At 69.1% G+C, this 24604-nt stretch carries 25 protein-coding genes; 11 read left to right on the top strand and 14 right to left on the bottom strand.

Going from position 1 to position 24604, the window contains the following annotated elements; translation table 11 throughout:
• Positions 1–60: 60 nt before the first annotated feature.
• Positions 61–957, top strand: coding sequence for a polyphosphate kinase 2 (gene ppk2 / locus FHT26_RS03665; protein WP_168558831.1), 897 nt, complete (start codon positions 61–63; stop codon positions 955–957).
• A 321-nt stretch (positions 958–1278) separates the two neighbouring features.
• On the opposite strand, the gene pstS is transcribed toward ppk2, so the two are convergent.
• Positions 1279–2340, bottom strand: a complete 1062-nt coding sequence (pstS, locus tag FHT26_RS03660; RefSeq protein ID WP_168558830.1) for a phosphate ABC transporter substrate-binding protein PstS — start codon at positions 2338–2340, stop codon at positions 1279–1281.
• Positions 2341–2599: 259 nt separating this feature from the next.
• On the opposite strand from pstS, the gene FHT26_RS03655 reads away from it, so the two are divergent.
• A complete protein-coding gene (locus FHT26_RS03655) occupies positions 2600–2854 on the top strand; it encodes a hypothetical protein (protein ID WP_168558829.1) in 255 nt (84 codons plus the stop codon).
• A gap of 20 nt (positions 2855–2874) precedes the next feature.
• Here FHT26_RS03655 and FHT26_RS03650 read toward each other — a convergent pair whose 3' ends face one another.
• Positions 2875–3981, bottom strand: coding sequence for an ROK family transcriptional regulator (locus tag FHT26_RS03650; protein WP_168558828.1), 1107 nt, complete (start codon positions 3979–3981; stop codon positions 2875–2877).
• Between the two features lie 123 nt (positions 3982–4104).
• On the opposite strand from FHT26_RS03650, the gene xylB reads away from it, so the two are divergent.
• From xylB to FHT26_RS03630, 4 genes are all read left to right on the top strand, one after another.
• The gene (gene xylB, locus FHT26_RS03645) at positions 4105–5577 is read left to right on the top strand and encodes a xylulokinase (protein WP_168558827.1); all 1473 of its coding nucleotides are present in this window, start codon (positions 4105–4107) and stop codon (positions 5575–5577) included.
• 21 nt (positions 5578–5598) lie between these two features.
• Positions 5599–6912 (top strand): xylose isomerase, encoded by a 1314-nt coding sequence (gene xylA / locus FHT26_RS03640; protein WP_168558826.1) that lies wholly within the window; start codon positions 5599–5601, stop codon positions 6910–6912.
• 74 nt (positions 6913–6986) lie between these two features.
• Positions 6987–7334, top strand: coding sequence for a hypothetical protein (locus FHT26_RS03635; protein WP_168558825.1), 348 nt, complete (start codon positions 6987–6989; stop codon positions 7332–7334).
• Between the two features lie 39 nt (positions 7335–7373).
• On the top strand, positions 7374–8492 hold the full coding sequence (locus FHT26_RS03630) for an NAD(P)/FAD-dependent oxidoreductase (protein ID WP_168558824.1): 1119 nt from the start codon (positions 7374–7376) through the stop codon (positions 8490–8492).
• 3 nt (positions 8493–8495) lie between these two features.
• Here FHT26_RS03630 and FHT26_RS03625 read toward each other — a convergent pair whose 3' ends face one another.
• Genes FHT26_RS03625 through FHT26_RS03615 form a run of 3 tightly spaced genes read right to left on the bottom strand, consistent with a single transcriptional unit; the run spans position 8496 to position 10996 of the window.
• Complete coding sequence (locus FHT26_RS03625) at positions 8496–9236, bottom strand: arginyltransferase (protein ID WP_168558823.1); 741 nt, start codon at positions 9234–9236, stop codon at positions 8496–8498.
• Positions 9233–9994, bottom strand: coding sequence for a leucyl/phenylalanyl-tRNA--protein transferase (gene aat / locus FHT26_RS03620; RefSeq protein WP_490362768.1), 762 nt, complete (start codon positions 9992–9994; stop codon positions 9233–9235). Before aat ends, FHT26_RS03625 begins: the two co-directional genes overlap by 4 nt.
• Before the next feature lie 15 nt (positions 9995–10009).
• Positions 10010–10996: an XdhC family protein gene (locus FHT26_RS03615; RefSeq protein ID WP_168558822.1), complete on the bottom strand. Its 987-nt coding sequence runs from the start codon at positions 10994–10996 to the stop codon at positions 10010–10012.
• Between the two features lie 235 nt (positions 10997–11231).
• Here FHT26_RS03615 and FHT26_RS03610 point away from each other — a divergent pair, with 235 nt between their 5' ends.
• Positions 11232–12173 carry a hypothetical protein gene (locus FHT26_RS03610; RefSeq protein ID WP_168558821.1) on the top strand — a complete coding sequence of 314 codons (942 nt, stop codon included), beginning with the start codon at positions 11232–11234 and terminating at the stop codon, positions 12171–12173.
• A 125-nt stretch (positions 12174–12298) separates the two neighbouring features.
• Here FHT26_RS03610 and FHT26_RS03605 read toward each other — a convergent pair whose 3' ends face one another.
• Positions 12299–12493, bottom strand: a complete 195-nt coding sequence (locus FHT26_RS03605; RefSeq protein WP_168558820.1) for a hypothetical protein — start codon at positions 12491–12493, stop codon at positions 12299–12301.
• Between the two features lie 310 nt (positions 12494–12803).
• Here FHT26_RS03605 and FHT26_RS03600 point away from each other — a divergent pair, with 310 nt between their 5' ends.
• Positions 12804–14114 carry a hypothetical protein gene (locus FHT26_RS03600; RefSeq protein WP_168558819.1) on the top strand — a complete coding sequence of 437 codons (1311 nt, stop codon included), beginning with the start codon at positions 12804–12806 and terminating at the stop codon, positions 14112–14114.
• 38 nt (positions 14115–14152) lie between these two features.
• On the opposite strand, the gene FHT26_RS03595 is transcribed toward FHT26_RS03600, so the two are convergent.
• The 6 genes from FHT26_RS03595 to FHT26_RS03570 all read right to left on the bottom strand — a co-directional run bounded on the left by FHT26_RS03595 (position 14153) and on the right by FHT26_RS03570 (position 18478).
• Positions 14153–14791 (bottom strand): DUF3299 domain-containing protein, encoded by a 639-nt coding sequence (locus FHT26_RS03595; RefSeq protein ID WP_168558818.1) that lies wholly within the window; start codon positions 14789–14791, stop codon positions 14153–14155.
• A gap of 14 nt (positions 14792–14805) precedes the next feature.
• Entirely contained in the window at positions 14806–16080 is a 1275-nt protein-coding gene (locus tag FHT26_RS03590; RefSeq protein WP_168558817.1) for an ABC transporter permease, read from the bottom strand.
• The gene (locus FHT26_RS03585) at positions 16077–16802 is read right to left on the bottom strand and encodes an ATP-binding cassette domain-containing protein (RefSeq protein ID WP_168558816.1); all 726 of its coding nucleotides are present in this window, start codon (positions 16800–16802) and stop codon (positions 16077–16079) included. The genes FHT26_RS03590 and FHT26_RS03585 overlap by 4 nt, the downstream gene beginning before the upstream one ends.
• Entirely contained in the window at positions 16796–17326 is a 531-nt protein-coding gene (locus tag FHT26_RS03580) for a DUF2796 domain-containing protein (protein ID WP_168558815.1), read from the bottom strand. Before FHT26_RS03580 ends, FHT26_RS03585 begins: the two co-directional genes overlap by 7 nt.
• 155 nt (positions 17327–17481) lie before the next feature.
• Positions 17482–17835, bottom strand: a complete 354-nt coding sequence (locus tag FHT26_RS03575) for a hypothetical protein (RefSeq protein WP_168558814.1) — start codon at positions 17833–17835, stop codon at positions 17482–17484.
• Between the two features lie 28 nt (positions 17836–17863).
• Positions 17864–18478, bottom strand: coding sequence for a hydrolase (locus FHT26_RS03570; RefSeq protein ID WP_168558813.1), 615 nt, complete (start codon positions 18476–18478; stop codon positions 17864–17866).
• Positions 18479–18570: 92 nt separating this feature from the next.
• Between FHT26_RS03570 and FHT26_RS03565 the strand changes: the two genes are divergently transcribed.
• Positions 18571–19182, top strand: coding sequence for a TetR family transcriptional regulator (locus FHT26_RS03565; RefSeq protein WP_210427240.1), 612 nt, complete (start codon positions 18571–18573; stop codon positions 19180–19182).
• A gap of 1 nt (position 19183) precedes the next feature.
• Here FHT26_RS03565 and FHT26_RS03560 read toward each other — a convergent pair whose 3' ends face one another.
• Positions 19184–19411, bottom strand: coding sequence for a hypothetical protein (locus tag FHT26_RS03560; RefSeq protein ID WP_168558811.1), 228 nt, complete (start codon positions 19409–19411; stop codon positions 19184–19186).
• Between the two features lie 184 nt (positions 19412–19595).
• On the opposite strand from FHT26_RS03560, the gene FHT26_RS03555 reads away from it, so the two are divergent.
• On the top strand, positions 19596–22139 hold the full coding sequence (locus FHT26_RS03555) for a response regulator (RefSeq protein ID WP_168558810.1): 2544 nt from the start codon (positions 19596–19598) through the stop codon (positions 22137–22139).
• A 55-nt stretch (positions 22140–22194) separates the two neighbouring features.
• Here FHT26_RS03555 and mltA read toward each other — a convergent pair whose 3' ends face one another.
• The gene (gene mltA, locus FHT26_RS29645) at positions 22195–23916 is read right to left on the bottom strand and encodes a murein transglycosylase A (protein WP_168558809.1); all 1722 of its coding nucleotides are present in this window, start codon (positions 23914–23916) and stop codon (positions 22195–22197) included.
• 207 nt (positions 23917–24123) lie between these two features.
• Between mltA and tssJ the strand changes: the two genes are divergently transcribed.
• Positions 24124–24603 (top strand): type VI secretion system lipoprotein TssJ, encoded by a 480-nt coding sequence (gene tssJ / locus FHT26_RS03545; RefSeq protein WP_168558808.1) that lies wholly within the window; start codon positions 24124–24126, stop codon positions 24601–24603.
• Position 24604 lies beyond the last annotated feature (1 nt).

The following is a 24604-nucleotide window of genomic DNA, read 5'->3' as shown; positions in this document are numbered from 1 at the left end:
CGTCATCGGGCTGTTGCACCGTCGGGCACCTGTGTCTCCTTCCAACCTGCCGTACACACCATGAGCGTGAACCCCGAGCAAGACGAGTGGATGCAGCGCATCCACCGCGACCTGATGGACAGCTACGACGAGGAGCTCGAGCTGGAGATCGAGGACCGCGACCCCGACGGCACGCCGTCGGACCGCGAAGCGCGCCGCAGTTACTTCCGCGAGCTGTTCCGGCTGCAGGGCGAGCTGGTGAAGCTGCAGGACTGGGTGGTCGGCACGCGCCAGAAGGTGGTGATCCTGTTCGAGGGGCGCGATGCGGCCGGCAAGGGCGGCGTCATCAAGCGCATCACGCAGCGGCTGAACCCGCGCGTGTGCCGCGTCGCGGCGCTGCCGGCGCCCAACGATCGCGAGCGCACGCAGTGGTATTTCCAGCGCTATGCGACGCACCTGCCAGCGGCCGGCGAGATCGTGCTGTTCGACCGCAGCTGGTACAACCGCGCCGGCGTCGAGCGGGTGATGGGGTTCTGCACCGACGACGAGTACGAGGAGTTCTTCCGCACCGTGCCCGAGTTCGAGAAGATGCTGGTGCGTTCGGGCATCGTGCTGCTGAAGTACTGGTTCTCGATCACCGACGAGGAGCAGCACCTGCGTTTCCTCGGCCGAATCCACGACCCGCTGAAGCAGTGGAAGCTGAGCCCGATGGACCTGGAGTCGCGCCGCCGCTGGGAGGACTACACCAAGGCCAAGGAGATCATGCTGGAGCGCACCCACATCCCGGAGGCGCCGTGGTGGGTGGTGCAGGCGGTCGACAAGAAGAAGGCGCGGCTGAACTGCATCGCGCATTTGCTGGGGCAGCTGCCGTACCGCGAGGTCGAACATGCGCCGATCGAGTTGCCGCAGCGGGTGCGGCACGACGACTATTTCCGGCAGCCGGTGCCGGAGCAGATGATCGTGCCAGAGGTATATTGAAGCTGGGCGGCGTCTGAGCGTGCAAAGGCGCGGGTGGGGAGGCTGTGGCGCGCCGTCGGGGGCGGTCATCGGCCCCTGGCGGGGCCGATGACTTCCCTCCGCTGACTGGCTTCATGGCCCGTCGCCGAAACTCCCGCCGCTCACTTCGTTCGCTGTGGTCAGACAGTGCCGATGAGTCAGTCCACGAAGCGGGCTGCGCCCGCCATCCCCAAAGCCGATCTTCGCAGTGGAGTCGGCCCGCCAGGGCCGACCGTCCCGGCATGAGCCCCCGGCCCAGCCCATCCCCTCACCCGCCGCGACGCACCGAAGAACCAACGAAGATCAGAAATTCATGTACTGAGGCGCCCGCCCGTCCTTCGCCCGCACCCCCGCGAAGCGCGCCGTCAGCCGCGCCTGCAGGTTCACCGGCAGCGGCGCGAAGCCGGTGCCGCGCGTCAGGTCGTCGCCGTGCATCAGGCACCAGTAGAGGAAACGCATGCCCTGCGCAGCGCGCTCGGCATCGGCCGGTTCGGCGTCGAACAGCACGAAGCTCGTCTGCGTGATCGGCCACGCGCCGCTGGCCGGGCGGTTCATCAGCGACGCCAGGTCGTTGCCGGCGCGCGAGACGTCGCTGTCGAGGATCGCCGCACGAAAGCCCGCTTCCGATGCCGCCACCGCGACACCCGAGCCGTTGACCAGCCGCACCCCCGCGAGCTCGTCCTTCACGACGCGGTCGTAGCTGACGTAGGCGATGCCGCCGTCGGTCTCCGCGAGCGCCTTCACCATCCCGTCGTTGCCTTCGGCGGTGACGACCTGGCCCGGCCACTTCGGTGCCTGGCCCGCGCCGATCTCGGCCTTGAAGGCCGGCGACACCTCCGACAGGTAGCGGGTGAAGCCTTCGGTGGTGCCGGAACGATCGGCGCGCACGATGCGCTGGATGCGCAGCGCCGGCAGCGCGACACCCGGGTTCTGCGCCGCGATGCGCGGATCGTTCCACTTCGCGATGCGCGCGGCCATGACATCGGCCAGCACATCGCCGGACAGCTGCAGCTTGTTCGCGCCGATGCCCGGCAGCTTCACCACCGGCACGATGCCGCCGATCAGCATCGGCACCTGCACCAGCTTGCGCTTCGTCAGCTCGTCGGCGGGCAGCGGCGTGTCGCTGCCGCCGAAGTCGACGGCGCGCGCGCTGATCTGCTTCACGCCGTCGCCGGATCCGGTGGCCTTGTAGCTGACGGCGGCGCCGGCGGTCTGCTGCTCGTAGGTCCTGGCCCAGCGCTCGTAGACCTTCGACGGGAACGAAGCGCCGATGCCGCGCACCTGCGCCGAGGCGGTCGTGGCGAACAGCGGAAGGAGCGAAATCAGCCCGGCGAGGGCAGCAAGGCGAAGGCGGGAGGTGGTCACTTCGGAAAAGCCGTTGGTTACTGCGAGGGCGCGACGATACATCGGACGCGTGACAGTGCGCCCATCCCCCAGGTTGGGGATGCCGGACCGTGAACTGCGTCGCACCCGAGCGGGCTTCAACACGCTGTTACCCGCAACACGGTCACGTAACCGGCGCACATGGAAGACTTCTGCGCACTTGGGCCCCCGGGGTTCCTCAAGCCGGCTGCAAAACGGCCGAACTTGCACGAACCTCTTCCGAATGTTGTTGGAGTCTTGAATGGACCTGGAAACCTCTGTCGTCGACTCGCAGACGCTGCGCCGCCAGCTGATGGCACCGAACCCGATGCAGCGTGCGATCGCGCTGCATGCGCTGGAGGTCGAAGTCGAGCGCCTGCCGGCCGGGGACCGCTCACTGGGCCACGAGGTCGAGAAATTCGTCTCGCGCGGCATCCCGTTCTATGCGCTGAACGATCCGCACTATTGCAGCTGGGTCGGAAAAGCGGCGTCGTATTGGGACAAGCTGCACGCTTGAACGACGGCGTCCCGGATTGGCTAGCCGTAGATCGGGCGCAGCATGCAGTGCAACACGTAAGCCGCTCCGCCCACCGCCGTCGCCAATGAGCCGTACCGCGCGATGCGGATCTGCGGCGCCGCGATGCCGGCCTCGGTCGCGAACTGCTGCACCGCCGACAGCGCGGGGTCGAGGAACTCGGCACCGCGCTCGACCGTCTCGCCGCCGAGCACGATCACCGTCGGGTTGAAGGTCATCCACACGTTCTGGATCAGCACGCCGAGGTAGCCCCCGGCACGCGCCGCGTCTTCCGACGTCGCGATGTTCCGTGCGCCGATCAAGGCCTCGGCACAGCCGCGCCGGCCGCAGGAGCACATCGGCCCGCCCATCTGCAGGATCGTGTGCCCGACCTCGCCGGCCAGGCCGCTCGCGCCGCTGAAGAGCCGGTCGTTCAGCACGATGCCGGCGCCTACCCCGATGCCGCAGCTCAGGAAGATCAGCGGGTCGTCGGCCGGCCCCTCGCCGAACTCGAACTCGCCGATCGCCGCCAGGTCGGCCTCGTTCTGGTAGTAGATCGGCACGTCGGCCAGCCCCGCCGCCGCCGCCTCGCCCGACAGCCGCCGGCCCAGCTCCACGTCGCGCCAGCCGATGTTCGGTGCGAACTTCAGCACGCCCGCCTGCTCGTCGACCGCGCCGGGCAGGCCGACACCGATGCCCATCAGCCGGTAGTGGCGCTCCTTCACCTCGGCCGCGAGCGCCAGCACCTGCTCGATCAGCTGGTGGCAAGCCTGCTGCGGCTCCAGCGAGCGCAGCGGCGTGCGCTGCGATTCGATCACCTCGCCGTTGATCGTGACGGCTGCGGTCTGGATCGCGTCGATGCCGAGCTCGGCACCGATCAGCGCCAGCCGCTGGCTGTTCAGCCGCAGCGGCTTCGGCCGCCGCCCGAGGCTGCCGGTGTGCTGCGCCTCTTCTTCGAGCAGCCAGCCCTCGTCGATCAACTCCTTCGCGAGGATGCTGATGGTCGACTTGGTCAGCCCGCTGTGCGTCGACAGATCGGCCCGCGACAGCCCGGGCTCCTCGCGCAGCAGGCGCACCAGCGCCATCCGGTTGATGCGTTTGACAAGGTGCTGGTCGCCAGTGAGTGTCATGCGGCGCATTGTCGCCACCGGCGCGGCCCGGTTCGCCTTCGGGAAAGCGAGTGGTGTATTTTGTTTGTCCGATGAACTAAAGTGGCGGGCGTTGCCCCTCCCGGCCTTGCGCCGACGCTCGCCATGTACCTCGGAATCGACCTCGGCACCTCGGAAGTCAAGGTCCTGCTGCTGCAGGACGACCACCGCATCGTGGCCACTGCCGGCGCGCGCCTGACGGTGTCGCGCCCGCAGCCTGGCTGGTCCGAGCAGGACCCGGCCGACTGGTGGGCCGCCACCGAATCGGCGGTGGCCGCGCTGCGCGCGCAGGCGCCGGCCGAGTTCGCGCGGGTGCGCGGCATCGGCCTGTCGGGCCAGATGCACGGCGCGACGCTGCTCGACGCGGACGACCAGGTACTGCGCCCGGCCATCCTGTGGAACGACGTGCGATCCGCTGCCGAATGCCTGGAGCTGCAGCGCCGGTTGCCCGCGCTGCCCGAGATCGCCGGCAACCTGGCGATGCCCGGCTTCACCTCGCCGAAGCTGCTGTGGGTGCAGCGCCATGAGCCGAAACTGTTCGAGCGCACGCGCTGCGTGCTGCTGCCCAAGGACTGGCTGCGCCTGAAGCTGACCGGCGAGAAGGTCAGCGAGATGTCGGACGCGGCCGGCACGCTGTGGCTGGACGTGGCGCAGCGCCGCTGGTCGCGCGAGCTGCTGGCCGCCAGCAACCTGAGCGAGCAACGCATGCCGCGGCTGGTCGAGGGCAGTGCGGTGTCGGGCCAGCTGCGCGACACCCTGGCCGATGCCTGGGGCCTGCCGCGCGGCATTCCGGTGGCCGGCGGCGGCGGCGACAACGCGGCCAGCGCGGTCGGCATCGGCGCGGTGCGCCCGGGCGAAGGCTTCATCTCGCTCGGCACCAGCGGCGTGCTGTTCGTCGTGACCGACCGCTTCCGTGCCAACCCGGCGTCGGCGGTGCATGCGTTCTGCCATGCGGTGCCGGGCCGCTGGCACCAGATGAGCGTGATGCTGTCGGCCGCCAGCTGCCTGAGCTGGGTCACGCACCTGGTCGGCGCGGGCGACGAGGGCGCGCTGCTGAAGGATGTCGGCGCACTCGATGCGGCCGGCCAGGCGGCCGCGCCACTGTTCCTGCCCTACCTGGGCGGCGAGCGCACGCCGCACAACGATGCGAAGGCGCGCGGCGTGTTCTTCGGGCTGTCGCACGACACGACGCCGGCGCACCTCGGCTGGTCGGTGCTCGAAGGGGTCGCCTTCGGCATGCTCGACGGGCTGCATGCGCTGCAGGCCGCCGGCACCGAGGTCGGCCCGTTGACGATCGTCGGCGGCGGCTCGCGCAGCCCGCTGTGGGCGCAGCTGTTCTCGACGCTGTACGGCGTGCCGGTGCGCACCGTGCACGGCGGCGAGGCCGGCGGCGCGCTGGGCGCCGCGCGTCTGGCTTGGCTGGCGACCGGCGGCAGCGAGGCCGATGTCTGCCTCGCGCCCGAACTGAACACCGAATACCTGCCCGAGCCCGCGGCGCGCCGCGACGCGCTGCGGGCCCGCCACGACCGTTTCAAGACGCTGTACCCGACGCTGCGGGCCGCCTTTGCCGCAGCCTGACCCTCACCAGGAGACATTGCCATGACAGAGTTTTTCAAAGGCATCGCGCCGATCAAGTACGAGGGCCCCGAGAGCGACAACCCGCTCGCCTTCCGTTGGTACGACAAGGACCGCGTCGTGCTCGGCAAGCGCATGGAAGAGCAGCTGCGCTTCGCCGCCTGCTACTGGCACAGCTTCGTGTGGGACGGCCGCGACCCGTTCGGCGGCGACAGCTTCCAGCGCCCGTGGCACCAGATCGCCGACCCGATCGAGCAGGCGCGCGTGAAGGCCGATGTCGCGTTCGACTTCTTCAGCAAGCTCGGCATCCCGTACTACTGCTTCCACGACCGCGACGTGGTCGCCGAAGGCAGCACGCCGCGCGAGAGCGTCGAGTGGCTGCGCCGCACCGTCGACCTGCTCGGCGAGAAGCAGCAGGCCACCGGCGTGAAGCTGCTGTGGGGCACGGCCAACCTGTTCTCGCACCGGCGCTTCATGTCCGGCGCGGCCACCAACCCCGACCCCGAGGTGTTCGCGATGGCGGCGCTGCAGGTCAAGGAGGCGATGGACGCGACCGTGCGCCTGGGCGGTGCCAACTACGTGATGTGGGGCGGCCGCGAGGGCTACGAGACGCTGCTGAACACCGACCTGAAGTCGGAGCTGCAGCAGATGGGCCGGCTGCTCTCGATGGCGGTCGACCACAAGCACAAGATCGGGCTGAAGGGCCCGATCCTGATCGAGCCGAAGCCGCGCGAGCCGACCAAGCACCAGTACGACTTCGACGTCGCCACCGTGTACGGTTTCCTGAAGACCTACGGGCTCGAGAACGACGTGAAGGTCAACATCGAGGCCAACCACGCGACGCTGTCCGGCCACAGCTTCGAGCACGAGATCGCCACCGCGGCCGCGCTCGGCATCTTCGGCTCGATCGACATGAACCGCGGCGACATGCAGTGCGGCTGGGACACCGACCAGTTCCCGAACAACCTGCCGGAAATGGCGCTCGCGATGTTCCACATCCAGCGCGCCGGCGGCTTCACCAGCGGCGGGCTGAACTTCGACGCGAAGGTGCGGCGCCAGTCGATCGATGCCGAAGACCTGTTCCACGGCCACGTCGGCGCGATGGACCTGTGCGCCCGCGCGCTGCTGGCGGCCGAACGGATGATCCTGGACGGCAAGCTCGAATCGGCGGTGCAGCAGCGCTACGCCGGCTGGCGCGGCGCGTTCGGCCAGCAGGTGCTCAACGGCGAGCTGACGCTGGACGCGGTGGCGCAGCGCGTGCTCCACCGCAACACCGACGTGCCGCCGAAGTCGGGCCGCCAGGAGGCGATGGAGAACCTGCTGAACCGCTACGTCTGACACGGGGGCCGCACGGACCTGGGAACTGGAACGCCCCGGCAGGCCACTCAGCGTGTTTCCGACCTGGAGCGCGCATGGGTGCATCGGTGGCCGTACCGGAAGACGCGGCTGTTCTCAGTGGGCTCGAGATGGCCATGCAACTGCGGCATGCGGTGCTGGCCAGCGATGTCGATGGCGCGATGGCGCTGATCCGCCGCTTCATCGCCGACGAGCGGCTGGGCTGCGCCGACAAGGCCGATTGCCTCGCCGACGGCCTGGAGTGCCCGCACGGGCTGCAGTGCCTGATGGCACCGCAGGCTTTCGACCGGCTGAAGTCGCAACTCGAAGACCTGTGCGACGAACTGCTGCGGCCGGGCGAGATCCGGCTGCAGCGGCAGTTGCGCCATCTGGTCGACGTGGCGCCGGCGGGCCGCACGCGCTGAACGCCGCCGCACGACCGGCCGGGCTGGCGACAATGCCGCATGGACCGTGTCGAAGCAGTGGTGGTGGGGGCTGGGGTGGTCGGGCTGGCGGTGGCGCGCGGGTTGGCGCTGCGCGGCCTCGAGACGCTGGTGCTCGAATGTGAGAACGCCATCGGCACCGGCATCAGCTCGCGCAACAGCGAGGTCATCCACGCGGGGCTTTACTACCCGGCCGGTTCCCTGAAGGCCCGCCTGTGCGTGGCGGGCAAGCGGCAGCTCTACGCATTCAGCGAATCGCACGGCGTGGCGCACCGCCGCTGCGGCAAGCTGCTGGTGGCGACCGAGGCGCAGCAGTTGCCCGGGCTGCAGGCCCTGCAGGCGCAGGCGGCGGCCAATGGCGTCGACGACCTGGTGCCGCTCGACACGGCGCAGGCGCGGGCGATGGAGCCGGCGCTCACCTGCCTGGCGGCGCTGTGGTCGCCATCGACCGGCCTGGTCGACAGCCACGGGTTGATGCTCGCGCTGCAGGGCGACCTGGAACGGCACGGCGGCATGGTGGCGCTGGCCTCGCCGGTTCGAGCGGTGCGGACCTCCCCGGGCGAGCACGTCATCGAGGTCGGCGGCGAGCAGCCGATGGAACTGGCGGCCCGCATCGTCGTCAATGCCGCAGGCCTGTGGGCGCCCGCGCTCGCGCGATCGACCACCGGCCTGCCGGCCGCTGCGCAACCGCCGGCCCGCTTCTGCAAGGGCAACTACTTCTCGCTGGCCGGTCGTGCGCCGTTTTCGCGCCTGATCTACCCGCTGCCGCAGCGCGCCGGGCTGGGCGTGCACCTGACACTGGACCTGGGCGGGCAGGCGCGCTTCGGGCCGGATGTGCAGTGGCTGGCCGACGACACGCAAGACCCGATCGACTACACCGTGGACCCATCGCGCGCCGAGGCTGTTTACGCCGAGGTGCGCCGCTACTGGCCCGCGCTGCCCGACGGCGCGCTGCAGCCGGCCTACAGCGGCGTGCGGCCGAAGCTCGTCGGCCCGGGCGAGCCGGCGGGGGATTTCCGCATCGACGGGCCGGCCGAGCATGGGGTGCCGGGGCTGGTGAACCTGTTCGGGATCGAATCGCCGGGCCTGACGGCCAGCCTTGCGCTGGCCGACGAGGTGCTCAGCCGGCTGGGCGACTGAGCGTCACTCGCGGGGCGCGGCGCGCCACTCGCCGTCGACCAGCACCTCGTGCGGCCGGAAATCGGCCTTGTACGCCATCTTGTCGCTCTCGCCGATCCAGTAGCCGAGGTAGACGTGGCGCAGCTTCAGCAGCCGCGTCTGCTCGATCTGCCACATCACGTTGTAGATGCCGTAGCTGGTGCGTGGTTCGGGCTCGTAGAAGGTGTACACCGCCGACAGGCCGTCGTTCAGGATGTCGAGGATCGACACCATCTTCAGCGTGCCCAGTCCGTCGGACGACGGCTCGCGGAACTCGACCAGCCGCGAGTTGACGCGGCTCTGCAGCAGGAACTGGGTGTACTGGTCGATGCTGTCGTTGTCCATGCCGCCACCGCTGTGGCGGCCGGCCTGGTAGCGCAGGTAGAGCTGGTAGTGCTCCGGCACGAAGCACAGCCGCAGCACACGGGCCTGCAGCGCCTGATGCTGCTTCCACGCGCGGCGCTGGCTGCGCGTCGGCTCGAAGCCGGTCACCGGCACCCGCAGCGGCACGCAGGCGCGGCAACCATCGCAGTAAGGCCGGTAGGTGAACATGCCGCTGCGCCGGAAGCCGTTGGCCACCAGGCCCGAGTAGGCGTCGGCATGGATCAGGTGGCTGGGCGTCGCGACCTGCGAACGCGCCATCCGGCCGCCCAGGTAGCTGCACGGGTACGGCGCGGTGGCATAAAACTGCAGCGAGGCGAGCGGTAGCTCTTTCGGATGGGTCACGGACCGGGTTCCTGCACCGGGGCGCCCGGATCCAGCAGCGCCCACATCGAACGATCATAGGACCATTCGCGCACCGGGGGTTCCCTGAGTCTGGGGGGCAAACCGGTTTCGAATTGTTCGCGCGGCACCTCGCGCGCACCCAGCGACGCCAGGTGGCGGGTGCGCTGCTGGCAGTCGATCAGCGTGATGCCGTTCGCGCGGCAGAACGCGACCAGCCCCGACACCGCGATCTTCGACGCGTCGGTGACGTGCGAGAACATCGATTCGCCGAAGAACATGCGCCCGAGGCACACGCCGTACAGCCCGCCGACCAGCTGCCCGCCGATCCAGGTCTCGAAGCTGTGCACCGCGCCGAGCGCATGCCAGCGGCGGTAGGCCTGCACCATCTCCGGCAGGATCCAGGTGCCGTCCTGGCCTTCGCGCGGCGTGCCGGCGCAGGCGCCGATCACCGCGGCGAAGTCGCTGTCGATGCGCAGCTCGCAGGCCGGGTCGCGCGCGAAGCGGCGCAGCGTCTGGCGCAGCGAGCGCGACAGCCTGAACTCGTCGACCGGCAGCACCATGCGCGGGTCGGGCGACCACCACAGCACCGGCTGGCCTTCGCTGTACCACGGGAAGATGCCGTGGCTGTAGGCCTCGGTCAGGCGCTCGGGGGTCAGCTCGCCGCCGGCCGCCAGCAGGCCGGGGGCGTCCGAGCCGGGCGGCAGGGCCAGGCGGGTGTCGGGCAGCGGGGTGCGGGCGTCGCGCAGCCAGGGGATCAAGCGCAGCGCTCCGGGTCAGGCGGGCAGCGTGGCGCCGGCCGCCGCCGGCTTCTTCTGCGTGACGCCCACGCCATGCCGCACCGCGATGATCTCGGCCAGAATCGACACCGCGATCTCGGCCGGCGAGTTGCCGCCCAGGTTCAGCCCGATCGGGCCGTGCAGCCGGTCGATCTCGGCCGGCGACAGGTCGAACAACGCGAGCCGCTCGCGGCGCTTCGCGGTGTTGCTGCGCGAACCGAGCGCACCGACGTAGAAGGCCGGCGATTTCAGCGCCTCCAGCAGCACCATGTCGTCGAGCTTCGGGTCGTGCGTGACGGCCACCACCGCGCTGTGCGGGTCGAGTTGCATCTCGAGCGCCAGGTCGTCGGGCATCGCCTTGCTGAAGCGGGTGCCCGGCACGTCCCAGCTGAGGTGGTACTCCTCGCGCGGGTCGCAGCAGGTCACCTCGAAATCGAGCGCCAGCGCCATCTGCGCGAGCACGCGCGACAGCTGCCCGGCGCCGATCACCAGCAGCCGCCAGCGCGGGCCGAACAGCGCGCGCAGCGTGCGGCCGTCGAAGCTGAAGCTGTCGCCGCGCGATGCGGGCTCGACCTGCACCGTGCCGGTGTCGAGGTCGAGCCGGCGCGCGACCAGTTCATGCCGCTGCGTGCGCGCGAGGATCTCGTCGACCCAGGCGGTGTCGAGCAGCGGCTCCTGCACCAGCCGCAGGTTGCCGCCGCAGGGCAGGCCGAAGCGGGCGGCTTCTTCCTTGCTGACGCCGTAGGTGATGAGTTGCGGCCGGGCGACGCGCTCGCCGGTGCGCACGCGCTCGATCAGGTCGTCTTCGACGCAGCCGCCGGAGACCGAGCCGACCACCAGGCCGTCGTCGCGCATCGCGAGCAGCGCACCGGGCGGGCGCGGGGCGGAGCCCCAGGTTTCGAGCACGGTGACCAGCCAGACGGCATGGCCGTCGGCGCGCCACTGGCGCGATTGGGTGAGCACTTGCAGGTCGAGGCTGTCCATCGCGGGGTGGGTGCAGAGGGGGAAGGCGCAGATCCTATCGTGTGCGCGAGTTGGGCGCACGGTAGGGCGGTGACCCACTCATGCGGTATCCGCGAGACGTTTCCGCGTTGAAAGTTACGAACAATGGGTCAAGAAACGTCAGCGAGAACTGAATATCATGATTGGAAAGGGTGATCGGTATTTGCGAGTTTCATATTATTCGTTGCCCGGGGTTGTTGACCTCAGGGTTCATTGGTTGCAAAAGAAATTTGATGATGCAAGAAGCTATGGTGATTTGCACGGCCTGATGGCATTGAAGGTTGACATGTGTAAATGCCTCGATTCGCCAACTCTCCAGGCGGTGAAGTTGACGGTTGATTGGTTGAATTCGCTATGGGAGGTTTACAAGGCAAATTTTTATGGAAGACATGATATTTTTTGCGAGATATGTGATTTGATGCAAGTGGGCGGGGCGTGCTCATTGACGAGGAATCTTTCCACAGCGCAATTCAAAAATCTGGGTGAGCTGTTGCTTGCTATCAGGGATTGCGCAGAAGGAGTGCAACTGGAAAATATGCAAGATTTGCTGACCCGCTTTTGCAGGGCACCTAGAGACAACGCAGAATACGAGTCTTTGGTCGACAACAATTTTGTCGGTGATCATGATGGTTCTTCCCTGTTGGAAGGAAAGATGCGCGATGCCGTGGGCGGCTCTGACCCCTTCGTCGTGATTCGCATCGGCAGGCAGGTTGTCGAGAGCGATATGGCGCCTTGCGAGAAGCTGTCGATTCTGAATCAGATGAACTGCATACAGTGGGATGAGAGCAGAGTCTACGGGGGTAAACTGGTGTCGTCTGAGTATTGTAGATTGACCTCTGCCGTGAAGGAATTAATCCACTCATCGAATCAAGCTCCGAAAAATATCGAGCTCGTGCCCGACGCTTCTCCTATCAAGGTCGCCCACAATTTTGATTATTTCAGAAATCGAATGAATTCATCCTTCTCTCGGACGAAGGCAGCTGACGCGCTCAACGTGATGCAAGAGATAATAAACAGCAATCTGGATTTTGAGGACAAGTATGACATCTTGTACTCAACGGGGGTTGGAGTGCTCGATCCCGAAGTGGAACTTCAGAATTTCCCAAAGGAATTGACTGAATTCAAGAAAATTCGCGATGATTGGCTGAGCAGCCTCTGAGGTCTGCAGCGGTCTCGCAGCAGGACAGATTTCAGATTCGCGATTCTTGAAGGAAAAACACCTGAAGCCGGAGATCACATGGGGGAGATGGCTTCAGGCGGAGGAATCGATTCGGTGCAGGGCGTTCAGGCGTCGACCGCCTTCACGCGCTTGCCGATCACCATCACCGCCGGCATCTGGACCACCGGCAGGCGGGCTTCGGCTTCGGCCTTGGCGCGCGCCGCAGTGTGAGCTGCACTGTGGGCCTGGGCGGCGAAACCCAGCGATGCGGTGGCGAACAGGGCGAAGGCAAAGGCGACGGCGGAGAGGCGGCTGGTCATGATGGGCTCCTGGTGTGGCGGGGCAGCGGGGCTGCGATGGAGTGAACTCTAGGAGTCCGCCGCTCGCGCGCCCAGCGGCTTGCGACCAACTGCCGGAAACGCAGTCTCGGCTGCAGAGAAGCGCGATGAACGCATCGGTCGCCCTGTGCTGCCGTCCGGGGAACCGGCCGGTGGGTTGTTGTCACTCAGCGGGATCGCAGTAACCAGCGCAATCATGAATCCGCATCCCACGCAAGTCATGCCACGTGCCGTTCCGAACGGTGAGGGTCCGCCCCCGCAGACGGGAGCGGGCTCCCCGCGCAAGCCGACGATGACGACGATGGCCGTCAATCGCAATTCGGCGCGGTCGTCGCTCCCAATGCATCGAGAAGAGGGCGGCGATTCCATCGCTGCACCGACGAACTTCCTGTCCGCGTTTCCTTCGTTCGGAACCTTGCTTGCTCGCAAAGCATTTGCTGCCATCAGACAGCTCGCTCCTTCCAGCGAGACCGATGCGCATGAGCCTGCCGTGACCTTGGCATGCTCATTCGTCCATGATGGATGCCTGGATCTTTCGCACCTGAATCGGAGGGATCAAGTCGAGTTGTGTGGCGTCAGGCACTGGAGCATCTTGTACGCCCAGGCCAGCAGCCTCGGACACCCCATTACGAAGTTGTCGCTCCCGCCGGAAAACATTCTTTGCAAAGACAAGTTCCTCTTTTCGAAGGACGACGCCTTGCCAGCGCTGGACCGTGGGCTGCTGGCAAGGTTGTTGGAGCACCTGCAGGGCGGCGTCCTGGTCGAGTATGGCGAGGTGGGTGCCAGAGAACTGCTGCGCATCTCGCGCTGTACCGGCACCGACAGGGCGGCCAAAGCCCGGAGGAACCTCCACAACGATGTCATCGTGGCCGCTGAAGACAACACGGATTTCCTTGACCTGATGTGGGCACGGGAATGCTTGAAGAAGGGAAACGCTTTTGATGCCGGGCTGGACACGCTCAGTGCGGTGCAATGGCAGGAAGCGATCCAGTCGTCCGTTGAGGCCTTCAAGCACCTGCTGGCGATGCCGGTCACCCGAGCCAACGAAGAGAAGTTCTTTCTGCTCCTGACGCTTCTTGCGAACCACGACAACTGGTCGAGGTGCGACGACCCCTGTCGCGACGAATGGCGCAAGGGCTGCGAAGAGGTGGCGAACACTTTCGACGCGTGGAAACAATCGACGGGACTGCCGACGGACTGGCAGCGCTGGGGCGAGCGCAGCAAGACGTTGCGAAAGCTGCTGCAGGACCGAACTGTCGACACGAGAAAATCACGGCGCGCACTGTCACCGAGGGTGCTTGCGTCGCCATCCAAGCTCACTGGCACAGTGGCGAAGGCCACCGAAACGCGAAGGCGGGCGGTGCAGGTGACGAAGGACGCACAGACGGCATGGCGCAGCAAGTTGGTCGAATGTTGTCTGCGCGATCCGGTTGATGCCACGCCACTGCTTGCCTTGCTGGAAGAGCTCGTTGAAAGCCCGGGTTGGAAGCCCGCTCACAAGCAAGACCTGTTGCAGGAAGAATTCAACGGCAAGACGCTGCTGGAGCATCTTGGCGACGCGAGTACGGATGAGTTCTTCTTGTTGTTCGAACGACTGCAATGAGCCATGGTCCGATCTGATGCCGCGCCTGCCTCCGACCCTCAGCGGCTGCGCCGATACGCCTCGGTCACGTCCCCGTCCATCCGGTACCCCGAGGTGCCGAGCGCCGTGTCGCTGAACGCCGTGTGCAGCGTGCCGCTGACCCACAGCGCGTCCATCGTGCGAACGCCCGCCAGCGGCTTCGCGAGCTTGACGTGGATGGTCTGGTTGGCCGGCGGCGGCGGCACGTGGATGCAGGCGCCGAAGTAGGGCACGAGAAGGAACTCGCGCAGCTGGTCGCTCTCGCCTTCGAGCGGCACGACGAAGCCGGCGATGCGCACCCGCTGCTGGTCCATCGCGGCATTGGTCGGCGCGTTGTTCCACGCGCGCTTCAGCCGGTCGAGCGCGGCCTGCGCGCGCGGGTCGCCGTCACCGAACATCCGGAAGCTCAGCGCCTGCACGTCCTTCATCGGGTCCCAGTCCTTCGGCGTCAGGTCTTCCCAGCTCGTCAGCTTGTAGCCGCCGGCCACCGCAGCACTCGCCGCCCGTGCCGCGACAGCGGGGGCCAGCTTGTCGCCGATGCGGTAGTCGGCCGCGTCGGTCTTCGGGCTGTCGTCCACCTTCGGGCCGTCGGCGGCATCGCTGCAGGCAGCGCACAAGGCCAGCACAGCCGCCAGCGCGCCACACCAGATCGTTTTCATCGCGATTCCTTTCATCACAGTCGTGGCGTCAAGCCGTCCGACAACGACAGGCGGCAGGCCTGCCACGCCGGCAACAACCCGGCCACCAGGCCGGCGCCGAGCACCAGGCCGATCAACTTCCATTCGCCCGCGCCGGACACGCCGGGCGGCGGCGCGCTGCCGAACTGGCCCTGCAGCCACGGCCCGGCGAGCCATGACACGCCGGCCAGCAGCGCCAGCGCCGCCAGCGTGCCGATCAGCGTCGCGCCGACACTCTCGGCCACCAGCAGCGCCGCGACGTGGCGCGGCCCGGCGCCCACCGAGCGCAGGATGGCCAGCTCGCGCCGCCGCTCGTTCAGGCTCGCGAGCACCACGGCGACCAAGCCGGCCAGCCCGACCACGAGCACCAGCGCCGACACCGCGAGCAGCGTGCGCTCGACCACGCCGACCACCTGCCACAGCTGGTCGAGCGCGACGCCAGGCAGCACCGCGAGCAGCGGCTCGCCGTCGAACTCGTTGATCTCGCGCTGCGCCCGGAACACCGCGCCGCGCTGCTGCAGCCCGACCAGCACCGCGGTGATCGTCTTCGGCGCCAGGTCGAACTTGCGCACCAGGTCCGGTGCGATCGCGAGACCCGGGATCGGCGCGCCGCCTTGCCAGTCGAGGTGGATCGCCTCGATCGCCTGCAGGCTGATGTGCACCGTGCGGTCCACCGGCGTGCCGGTCGGCGCGAGGATGCCGACGACGGTGAACGGCTTGTCGGCATGCTCGGCCAGGCCTTCCCCGCCGCTGCCATGGCTCAGCGTGATGCGCTGGCCGATCGCGTAATGCAGCGAGCGCGCGACCTCGGCGCCGACCACCGCCTCGAACACGCCGTCGACCGTGCCGCTGAAGGCGCGCCCGTCGGCGACGACCAGCGGCCGCCGGTAGCCATAGCGGAAGTGCTCGAAGTAGCCGGGGGTGGTGCCGAGCACCGCGAAGCCCCGGTGCGAATCGCCGAGCGACAGCGGGATCGTCCACGCCACACCCGGCCGCGTCGCCAGCGCCTCGGCGCTGCTCCAGCGGATGTTGTTCGTCGCCTCGCCGAGCCGGAACACCGCATACAACATCAGCTGCACCGGGCTCGTGCGGGCACCCACCACCAGGTCGGTGCCGGACACCGATTGCGCGAAGGCCTCGCGCGCCGCGAGCCGGCTGCGCTCGACGCCGAGCAGCATCGTCACCGACAGCGCGATCGCGGCGATGGCCAAGCCGAGCGTCGCGCGGCGGTTCCACGCGCTCGCGAACGCGATCTGCAACAAGGGTCTCATGCCGCCTCCTGCTGCAGCACGGCGGCGCGATTCAGGTCGGCCAACGCCAGCTCGCGCGTGAAGTGCGCGGCCAGCCGCCGGTCGTGGCTGACGAACAGCAGCGTCGCCTGCGCGGCTTCGCACTCGCGCAGCAGCAGCTCGATGAAGCGCTGCTGCGTGGCCGCATCGAGCGCCGAGGTCGGCTCGTCGGCGATCACCAGCTCGGGCCGGCCGAGCAGCGCACGCGCTGCGGCCACCCGCTGCTGCTGGCCGACCGACAGCTGCGTGGCCGGCCGCGCGAGCAGCGCGCGCGGCAGGTCCAGCGCCTCCAGCAGCCGGCGTGCCTCGTGCGCCAGGTCGCCGTCGGACGCGGCGCGCGCCCGCGCGGCACGCAGCGCCGAGAAGCGGCATGGCAGCAGCACGTTGTCGAGCACGCTCAGGTAGGGCACCAGGTTGAACTGCTGGAACACGAAGCCGACATGGTCGACGCGGAAGCGGTCGCGTGCCGCGCCGGGCAGCGCCGAGAGCTCCTGGCCGAGCGCCCGCACGCTGCCGCTGCCGGGCACCAGCACGCCGCCGAGCAGGCCGAGCAGCGTGCTCTTGCCGCTGCCGCTCGGGCCGTGCAGGAACAGGCGTTCGCCGGCCCGCACGCCGAAGTCGTCGATGTCGAGGCAGGGCGGCAACGCGGGTTTCCAGCGAAAGCGCAACTGCCGCACCTGCAGCACCGGTGCGGCGCTCACCATGTCACGCTCCGGCGGCCCGGCACCAAGTCGACGGCGCGCTGGCCCGACGGCGCAGCCACCTGCACCTTGAGCCGGCGCAGGCCGGGGAAGTGGCGCATCAGGTCGACGTCGACACCGGTCAGCGCCTGCGGGTGGTCGCAGGTCCAGCTGAAATCGGCATCGAGGTCGGCATGGCCGTCGCCGTCGGCCGGTGTCGCGGCGATCGATTCGCCGAGCGCGGCCGAGGACGCCAGCTGCACGCCGCTCGCGCGGCACTGCGCGGCGGCGCTCGGCGCGAACACGCTGCCGACCTCGCGCAGCGTGCGCGCCATATGGCGCACGGCGGTGCGTTCGACGTCGGTGCGCGGCGCGTGCTCGAAGCCGATCAGGTTGTCGAGCGGGCTCTCGAGGCTGACCTGCAGTTGCGGGCCGTCGACGACGATGCGCAGTTCGGCGACGCCGTGCACATGGGCGCCGGGCTCGTGGGCCGCGGCCGCGCTGGCAGCCAGCGCAAGGCACGCCGGCAGGAGGGAGGGGATCTTCATGATGCGATATCCAGTGGCCCGCGGCGCGGACGCGCGGGCGGGAAATGAATGGAGCGAACAACGGGCCTTCGACAGGCTCAGTCCAGCCCTTCGACAAGCTCAGGGCGAGCGGGGGGTCTTCGCGAACGCCGGACCCATTCAAGGGCGTGGGCGGCTCAGGACAGCGTCAAGAACGGAGGGGCGCGGCTCAGGTAGGCCGGCTCGAACCGCGCATCGCGCGCGGTGATCGCGGCGGTCGCGGGCAGCTCGAAGCGGGCCGACGAGCCGGCGGGCTGCGCCACCTGCGGCGTGGCCGGGTGGTCGAGCTGCGCGAAGGCCAGGCACTGCGCGCACAGCGCGTCGATGTCGGCGGCTTGCGCCATCGGCGCGCCATCCGCCTGCGCCGAGGCCGCCAGCGATTGCCGCTGGTCGTCCAGTGCATGCCCCAGCACGTGCAGCACCGCCTGCTGCTGGCTGAACACCAGCAGCAGCGCGAGCAGGGCGCGCCAGACGACACGGGAAGCGGACATGGCCGACAGTATGACGGCGCCTCGAATGTCAGACCGTGTCGGTCGGTGTCTTCAGGATCTGTGCGGTGCTGCGCACGTGGCCGAGGCGCGGCATCACGTACTGCATCGAAGCCCGGTGCGGCTCGGCCAGCGGCGCGCTGCAGGCGTCCTCGGCGATCACCAGCTGGTAGCCGAGCTCCCAGGCCGCGCGCGCGGTGCCTTCGACGCCGATGTGCGTGACGATGCCGCCCAGCACCAGCGTCTCGATGCCGCGCCGGCGCAGCTGCAGGTCGAGCTCGGTGCCGTGGAAGGCATTCCACTGGCGCTTGACGATCTGCAGGTCGCCGCTCGCGCCGGCCAGCGCTTCGGGGTCGTCCCACCAATGCGCCGGCAGGGCGCCTGGCGGCAGCGGGGCGGGCTGGTCGGTGCTCTGCGCCAGCAGGTCGGGAAAATCGGCATGCCAGCCGACCTTCACGCGCACCACCAGCGCGTTCAGCGCATGGAAGCGGTCGGCCAGCGCGGCGGCGTTGGCAAGCACCGTGGCGCCGTCGTGCGGCGCGCGGCCGAAGCCGACGATGCCTTGCTGCAGGTCGATCAGCACGAGCGCGGTGCGGGCGGCGTCCAGCGGCTCGGCATCGAGAAAGAGGGCGTCAACGGATAGCATGCGTTTTCCTGTGGCTGAACTCTGGGATCGTCAATTTGTGAGGGAGTCCTCGCAAAACTAATTTTATGAGGAAGTATTCACAAAAGTCCAGCGTGCCCGACCCGGGTGCTGCCGCGCCCGTCGAGCGGGTGCGTCGCCAGCGCGGGCACCAGCGGGTCGAGGTGCTGCTCGGCGCCGCAGCCCAGGTGTTCGCCGAGAAGGGCTACGACGCGGCGACGATGACCGAGATCGCGGCGCGCGGCGAGTCGTCGATCGGCTCGCTCTACCAGTTCTTCCCGACCAAGCCCGACGTGGCGCAGGGCGTGATCGCGCTGCAGGCCGATGCGCTGCGGCAGCGGCTCGCGGCGATGGTCGACGCGAGCGCCGGTTGGCATGTCGACGAGCTGAGTGCGCGGCTGGTGGTTGCGTTGATCGAATTCCGCGCGGCCCATCCGTCGTTTGCGCGGCTGGTCGATTCGCCCGGCGCGCCGGCCGAGCAGGTGCAGGCGGTGCGGCAGGCGATGCGCGTGCAGCTGGCCGAGATCCTTGCGCCGCATGCGCCCGGGCTCGCCAAGGCGCGGCTCGCGGCGGTCGCGGTGGCGGTGCAGCAGGTGATGAAGGCGGCGGTCACGCTGAACGCCGAAGGCGCGCCGGGCACGCGCGCGGCACTGTCGGAGCTGAAGGAGATGCTGCGCGTCTACCTGCGCGCGGCGCTGCAGGCCTGAATCAGGCGGCAAGGTCCAGCCACAGGTCGACCTTCGGCGCGTTCGGGTCGCGCGGCTGGCGTCGGCGATTCTTCGTGCCGCCGCCGAAGCTGTCGGCGGACGCGGCCGCCGGCCGCGCGATGCGGCGCAGGTCGTCGAGCACCGCATCGGTCGGCGGCGCCTGGCGGATGGAGCTCGCCGATGCCGGGGCCGTGAACAGCTCGCGCGGCAGGAACAGGGAGTCGCTCATGGAAGGCCTCGCTCGGTCGGAATGACGAAGCGCAGTGTGCGACGCGCGCGTTTCAACCGCGCTTCGCTCCGGGTTTCAATTGTTGCGTCATGACCTGCTTCCAGGCATAACGGTCAGGTCAGTCACGACGCTCGCATGAGCGCGCACACGCACAGGCCGGCTTGCCGGCCATCAAGGAGGTGGCGTGGGGAACAGCCATGGCGCCGCCGTGCCGGTCATCGGGCACGGATCAGCGGCAGCACCCGACGATGACGGCCCGGCCTTCCTGCCGGACCAGGCCGCGAGCCCGGCGCAACGCCGGCGCGCCACCACCATCATCGTGATGTCGGTGTTGGTGTTCGTGGCTTTGGCACCGTTTGCAAAGGTCAAGCTGGCACCGTTCCCCGCCTTCATCGCCCTCTACGAGACCGCGGTCGTCGTCAACGACCTGATCACCGCGGTGCTGCTGTTCGGCCAGTCGCGCGTGCTGCGCACGCGCCGGCTGTCGGTGCTGGCCAGCGGCTACCTGTTCGCCTCGCTGCTGGTGATCGGCCATGCGCTGAGCTTTCCGGGGCTGTTCGCACCGGACGGGCTGCTGGGCGCCGGGCCGCACAGCACCGCGTGGATCTACACGTTCTGGCACCTCGGCTTTCCGCTGTTCGTGCTGGCCTATGCGTGGCCGGCGCGAGCGATGACCACGCCGCGCGCCGAGCGGCGGTCGGCGTTCGCGCTGCCGCTGGCCACCGCCGCGCTGGCGTTCGGCTTGATCGCGCTGGCCACCGTCGGCGCACCGCTGCTGCCGGCGGTGATGCAGGGTTCGCAATCGACGCCGCTGCTGCGCGGCATGGTCGGCGGCATCGGCGTCGTCACGCTGCTGACCCTTGCGCTGCTGTGGAAGCAGCGCCGCCCCTCGGTGCTCGACCGCTGGCTGATGGTGGCGCTGTGCGCCTGGCTGTTCGACACCGCGTTGTCGGCGATGCTGAACGGCGGCCGCTACGACCTCGGCTTCTACGCAGGCCGGCTGTACGGGTTGCTGACCTGCAGCGTGGTGCTGTACGAACTGCTGCTGGAGAACGGTCTGATGTACGTGCGGCTCGCGCAGGCGCATGCGGACGAGCGCCGGCGCAGCCGCGAGCTGGCGGCCGCGCGCGACCAGGCGCAGGCGGCCGATGCGGCGAAGAGCCTGTTCCTGGCCAGCATGAGCCACGAGATCCGCACGCCGATGAACGCCATCATCGGGCTGACCCAGCTGGTGCTCGACAGCAAGCTCGACGCGCAGCAGCGCAGCCACCTCGGCAAGGTGCAGACCTCGTCGAAGGCCTTGCTCTCGCTGCTGAACGACATCCTCGACTACTCGAAGGCCGAGGCCGGCCGGGTCGTGCTGGAGAACGAGGAATTCAGCGCCGAGGACACGATCGAGAACGTCGGCAACCTGTTCGCGGTGCGCATCGAGGAGGCCGGGCTCGAATTGGTGTTCGAGATCGACGAGGCCATTCCGCAGCGCCTGCTCGGCGATGCGCTGCGGCTGACGCAGGTCTTGAACAACCTGGTCGGCAACGCGATCAAGTTCACGCCGCGCGGCGAGATCGTCGTCAGCGCCGCGCTGGTGTCGCGCGACGAGCATGGGGTCGAGCTGCGCTTCGGCGTGCGCGACACCGGCATCGGGCTGACGCCCGAGCAGGCGGGGCAGCTGTTCCAGGTGTTCGGCCAGGCCGAGCGAAGCACCGCGCGCCGCTACGGCGGCAGCGGGCTGGGTCTTGCGATCTGCAAGCGCCTGGTCGAGCTGATGGGCGGCACGATCGAGGTCCGCAGCACGCCGGGCGAGGGCAGCCTGTTCACCTTCAATGCCCGCTTCGGGCTGGCGCGCGAAGGTGCCGAGCGCATCGACCTGCACGCGATCCGCGGCATGCGCACGTTGGTGCTGGACAACCAGCCGACCGCGCGCGTGGTGTTGCAGCAGGTGCTGCAGAGCTGGCGCTTCCAGGTCGGCAGCGCGGCGTTCGCGGCCGATGCGATGCACAAGCTCAAGCGTGCCGACGCGCAGTCGCCGTACGAGTTGCTGTTGCTGGACTGGCGATCGGCGGACCTCGATTTCGTGCTGGAGGCGCGGCGCGTCGCAGCGGAGCGGGGCGCGCACGAGCTGGCGATCGTCGCGATGGCGACGCCGCACACGCTGGAGCGTGTCAGCGAGGCACTGGACGGTTTGCCGCTGACGGGCGTGCTGAGCAAGCCGATCACGCCGTCGCGGCTGTTCGACACGGTGGTGCGTCTGCAGCGCGGCGAGCAAACGCAGAGCGCGCCGGTGGTGTCGCGCACGGCCGGCTATGCCGAGCAGCTGAAGCCGCTGCGCGGGGCGCGCGTGCTGCTGGTCGAGGACAACCTGGTGAACCAGCAGGTGGCGCTGGCCTTCCTGGCGCTCGGCGAGCTGGAGGTGACGGTCGCGAACAACGGGCTCGAGGCGGTGGAGTGGGTCCGCAAGGCGCCCTTCGATCTTGTGTTGATGGACATGCAGATGCCGGAGATGGACGGTCCGCAGGCGACGCGCGTGATCCGGCAGTTGCCGAACGGCGAGCAGCTGCCGGTGATCGCGATGACGGCGGCGGCGATGGACGAAGACCGGCAGGAGTGCTTCGCGGCCGGGATGAATGCGCATGTGAGCAAGCCGATCGATCCGCAGGAGCTGGTGCGGGCTTTGCTCGCCTGGATGCCGGAGGGTGTTTCGCGGTCTTTGGCGCGTCGCGGCGGGTGAGGGGATGGGCTGGGCTGGGCTGGGGGCTCATCCCCTCACCCGCCTTTGCTGCTTCTCACTCAACCTCAGAGCAGAACTCCCCGTCCGCCACCAGACACTGCCCCTCCTCAGAATCCGCCGCCGCCGCCATCCCACGCGTCACGATCCTGCTGCTCGACAGCCGCTTCGCCTCCGCCGTCGGCAGCAGCACCCACATCTGCCCGCGGTGCTTCGTGCCTCGCGCGTTTTGCGCGGCCTCCGAGCCGAAGCCCCAGAAGTAGTCGGCCCGCACCGCACCGCGGATCGCGCCGCCTGTGTCCTGCGCGAACACCAGCCGCTGCACCTGGATCGTCGAGCCCGACGGCGCCGGTGCGCTCAGGAAGACCGGGTAGCCGAGCGGCGTCACGCGCGGGTCGACGGCCACCGAACGCCCCGCCGTCAGCGGCACGCCCAAGGCACCCTGCGGTCCCTCGCTGGCCGGCCGGTCGGCCACCGGCTTGAAGAACACATAGCTGGGATCGGCCAGCAGCCGGCCCTGCGTGACCCGCGCCGGCGGCTTGGCCGAGGGCGCAGCAGCGGCCGCAGCTCCCCGGGCCGGCTTCGCGCCGCCCAGCAGCTGGTCGACCAGGCTGTCCGAGGCGCCATCGCGCGGCCCGGCGGCCGGCACCGCCTTGCCGCGCGTGACGACCGGCGAATCGTCGTCGGCCGCCACGTCGTCCTCCAGCACGAACTCCTGCGGCTGCTCCGCCGCCGCGCCGGTCCCGCGCGTCACGACCTTCGTGCCCTTGACCGCCGCAACCCGCAAAGGCTTGAACGGATGCCCGTTCTGCTCGGCGTACTGCACCCGCAGGATGCTGCCGTCGGGCAGCCGGATGCGGCCCGAGCCTTGCACCTGCATCGCATACAGCGCGAGGCCGTCGTTGACCCACGCGATCACCGGCGCGCCGATGTCCTGCGGCAGGTTCAGCGCCTCCAGTTCGGCGCGGGTGTAGTAAGGCTCGGCACGGGCGCTCGAACCGCTGCCGGCCAGCCGCACGCGCAGCCGGCGGTCGCGGTCGTCCAGCGCGAAGCGGCGCAGGTCCAGCGCGTAGCTGCCGGCCTGCGGTGTCGGCAGCGCCACCAGCTGGTTGCCGTCCGGCCGCACCGCGACCACGCCGCGGCGCTGCGCCTTCGGCACCTGCGACCAGTCGATCGTGTACAGGTCGCGCGGCACGCCCAGCACCGGCACGTTGTAGACGGCACTGCGCTGGCGCTGGCCTTCGAGCAGCGGTTCGAAGTAGCCGGTGATGTCGCCCTCCCGGCTCGCGTCGGTGTTCAGGATGCGCAGCAGCGAAAAGCGGCTCTCGAAGAAGCCTCGTATTGCTGTCGTGCCGGCCGCCGCGTCGGCAGCCGGTACGCGCCGCGACGCCTCGCAGATCTCGCGCCATTCGTCGCGCTTCTGCAGCACCTCGCACGACTGGCGGAACGCGCCCCAGCCGGCGCGCAGGTCGTCCTGCTGCCAGCCGGGCAGTTCGTCGAAATTCGCGAGCTTGAAGACGGCGTTGCGGGTGCGCACTTCGCTCGGTGCCGCCACCCGGGCGACCCCCGACTTCGGGGTGGCGATGCCCGTCGTGCCGGCCGCGTTCGCCAGCGGCGCCGCCGTGGTGCCGGCCGCCGCGAGCCCGCTGGCCGACGCCGTCGAGCCCGCCGGCGCCTGCGACGCACAGCCGGCCACGGCCAGCACCACCAGCGCCGTGGGCAGGCGCAGCCCAGGACGCAGGCGCGCACGAAGCGCACCGCAAGGTTCGAAGCGTTGCATGGCGCGAGCCTAGGCGGCGCCCGTCCGCCCTCCAACTGACCTTCGTCAACCGGCCCGCGGCGCCGGTCGGGCGCCCCCGGCGGGCGCATTACCTAAGTCACGACTGACTGGCGGGAGCGAACGCTATCCTGCGGACGCCAGACCGTGAACGGGGCCGGATGCCGCGTCGCGGCCAGACTCCCCACCCTCACCCCCACCCGCCGTCCCATGCGCCATCTGTTCATCACCGCCGCGCTGGCCGTCTTCGGCCTCGTCGCAGGTTGCACCACCGTCGAGAAGTTCAACCCGTTCGCCGGCCCCGCCACGCTGAAGGGCGAAATCGCCGCCGGCGCCCAGACCAACCCCGACGCCCGCAAGCGCGCCTCGCCGGTGGTCGTGCGCGTGTTCGAGCTGAAGGCCAACGCGCAGTTCGAGTCGGCCGACTTCGTCTCGCTGTTCGAACGCGAGCAGCAGGTGCTCGGCCCCGACCTGGTGTCGCGCGAAGAGTTCGTGTTGCGCCCCGGCGAGAAGCGCCCGCTCGAGAAGAAGCTGTCGCCCGAGACGAAGTTCATCGGCGTGATGGTGGCCTTCCGCGAACTCGAACGCGCCCGCTGGCGCGCGGTGGTCCCGGTGGCCGTGAACCGCACCAACGTGGTCGCCGTCAGCCTCGACGACATCGCGGTGCAGGCCACCCGCACCCAGCCCTGAG

Origin of the sequence: Rhizobacter sp. SG703 (assembly GCF_012275445.1) — a bacterium.
In the GTDB taxonomy this organism is placed as follows: Bacteria; Pseudomonadota; Gammaproteobacteria; order Burkholderiales; family Burkholderiaceae_C; genus Rhizobacter.
Note: the sequence above shows the minus strand (reverse complement) of the source record. Positions and strands in the feature narration are given on the sequence as shown.

What these genes read in the sequence shown, in the direction of transcription:
- ppk2 (WP_168558831.1), top strand. Translation starts at nt 61, where the DNA reads ATGAGCGTGAACCCCGAGCAAGACGAGTGGATGCAGCGCATCCACCGC.
- FHT26_RS03655 (WP_168558829.1), top strand. Translation starts at nt 2,600, where the DNA reads ATGGACCTGGAAACCTCTGTCGTCGACTCGCAGACGCTGCGCCGCCAG.
- FHT26_RS03650 (WP_168558828.1), bottom strand. Translation starts at nt 3,981, where the DNA reads ATGACACTCACTGGCGACCAGCACCTTGTCAAACGCATCAACCGGATG.
- xylB (WP_168558827.1), top strand. Translation starts at nt 4,105, where the DNA reads ATGTACCTCGGAATCGACCTCGGCACCTCGGAAGTCAAGGTCCTGCTG.
- xylA (WP_168558826.1), top strand. Translation starts at nt 5,599, where the DNA reads ATGACAGAGTTTTTCAAAGGCATCGCGCCGATCAAGTACGAGGGCCCC.
- FHT26_RS03635 (WP_168558825.1), top strand. Translation starts at nt 6,987, where the DNA reads ATGGGTGCATCGGTGGCCGTACCGGAAGACGCGGCTGTTCTCAGTGGG.
- FHT26_RS03630 (WP_168558824.1), top strand. Translation starts at nt 7,374, where the DNA reads ATGGACCGTGTCGAAGCAGTGGTGGTGGGGGCTGGGGTGGTCGGGCTG.
- FHT26_RS03615 (WP_168558822.1), bottom strand. Translation starts at nt 10,996, where the DNA reads ATGGACAGCCTCGACCTGCAAGTGCTCACCCAATCGCGCCAGTGGCGC.
- FHT26_RS03605 (WP_168558820.1), bottom strand. Translation starts at nt 12,493, where the DNA reads ATGACCAGCCGCCTCTCCGCCGTCGCCTTTGCCTTCGCCCTGTTCGCC.
- FHT26_RS03600 (WP_168558819.1), top strand. Translation starts at nt 12,804, where the DNA reads ATGACGACGATGGCCGTCAATCGCAATTCGGCGCGGTCGTCGCTCCCA.
- FHT26_RS03595 (WP_168558818.1), bottom strand. Translation starts at nt 14,791, where the DNA reads ATGAAAACGATCTGGTGTGGCGCGCTGGCGGCTGTGCTGGCCTTGTGC.
- FHT26_RS03590 (WP_168558817.1), bottom strand. Translation starts at nt 16,080, where the DNA reads ATGAGACCCTTGTTGCAGATCGCGTTCGCGAGCGCGTGGAACCGCCGC.
- FHT26_RS03585 (WP_168558816.1), bottom strand. Translation starts at nt 16,802, where the DNA reads ATGGTGAGCGCCGCACCGGTGCTGCAGGTGCGGCAGTTGCGCTTTCGC.
- FHT26_RS03580 (WP_168558815.1), bottom strand. Translation starts at nt 17,326, where the DNA reads ATGAAGATCCCCTCCCTCCTGCCGGCGTGCCTTGCGCTGGCTGCCAGC.
- FHT26_RS03575 (WP_168558814.1), bottom strand. Translation starts at nt 17,835, where the DNA reads ATGTCCGCTTCCCGTGTCGTCTGGCGCGCCCTGCTCGCGCTGCTGCTG.
- FHT26_RS03570 (WP_168558813.1), bottom strand. Translation starts at nt 18,478, where the DNA reads ATGCTATCCGTTGACGCCCTCTTTCTCGATGCCGAGCCGCTGGACGCC.
- FHT26_RS03560 (WP_168558811.1), bottom strand. Translation starts at nt 19,411, where the DNA reads ATGAGCGACTCCCTGTTCCTGCCGCGCGAGCTGTTCACGGCCCCGGCA.
- mltA (WP_168558809.1), bottom strand. Translation starts at nt 23,916, where the DNA reads ATGCAACGCTTCGAACCTTGCGGTGCGCTTCGTGCGCGCCTGCGTCCT.
- tssJ (WP_168558808.1), top strand. Translation starts at nt 24,124, where the DNA reads ATGCGCCATCTGTTCATCACCGCCGCGCTGGCCGTCTTCGGCCTCGTC.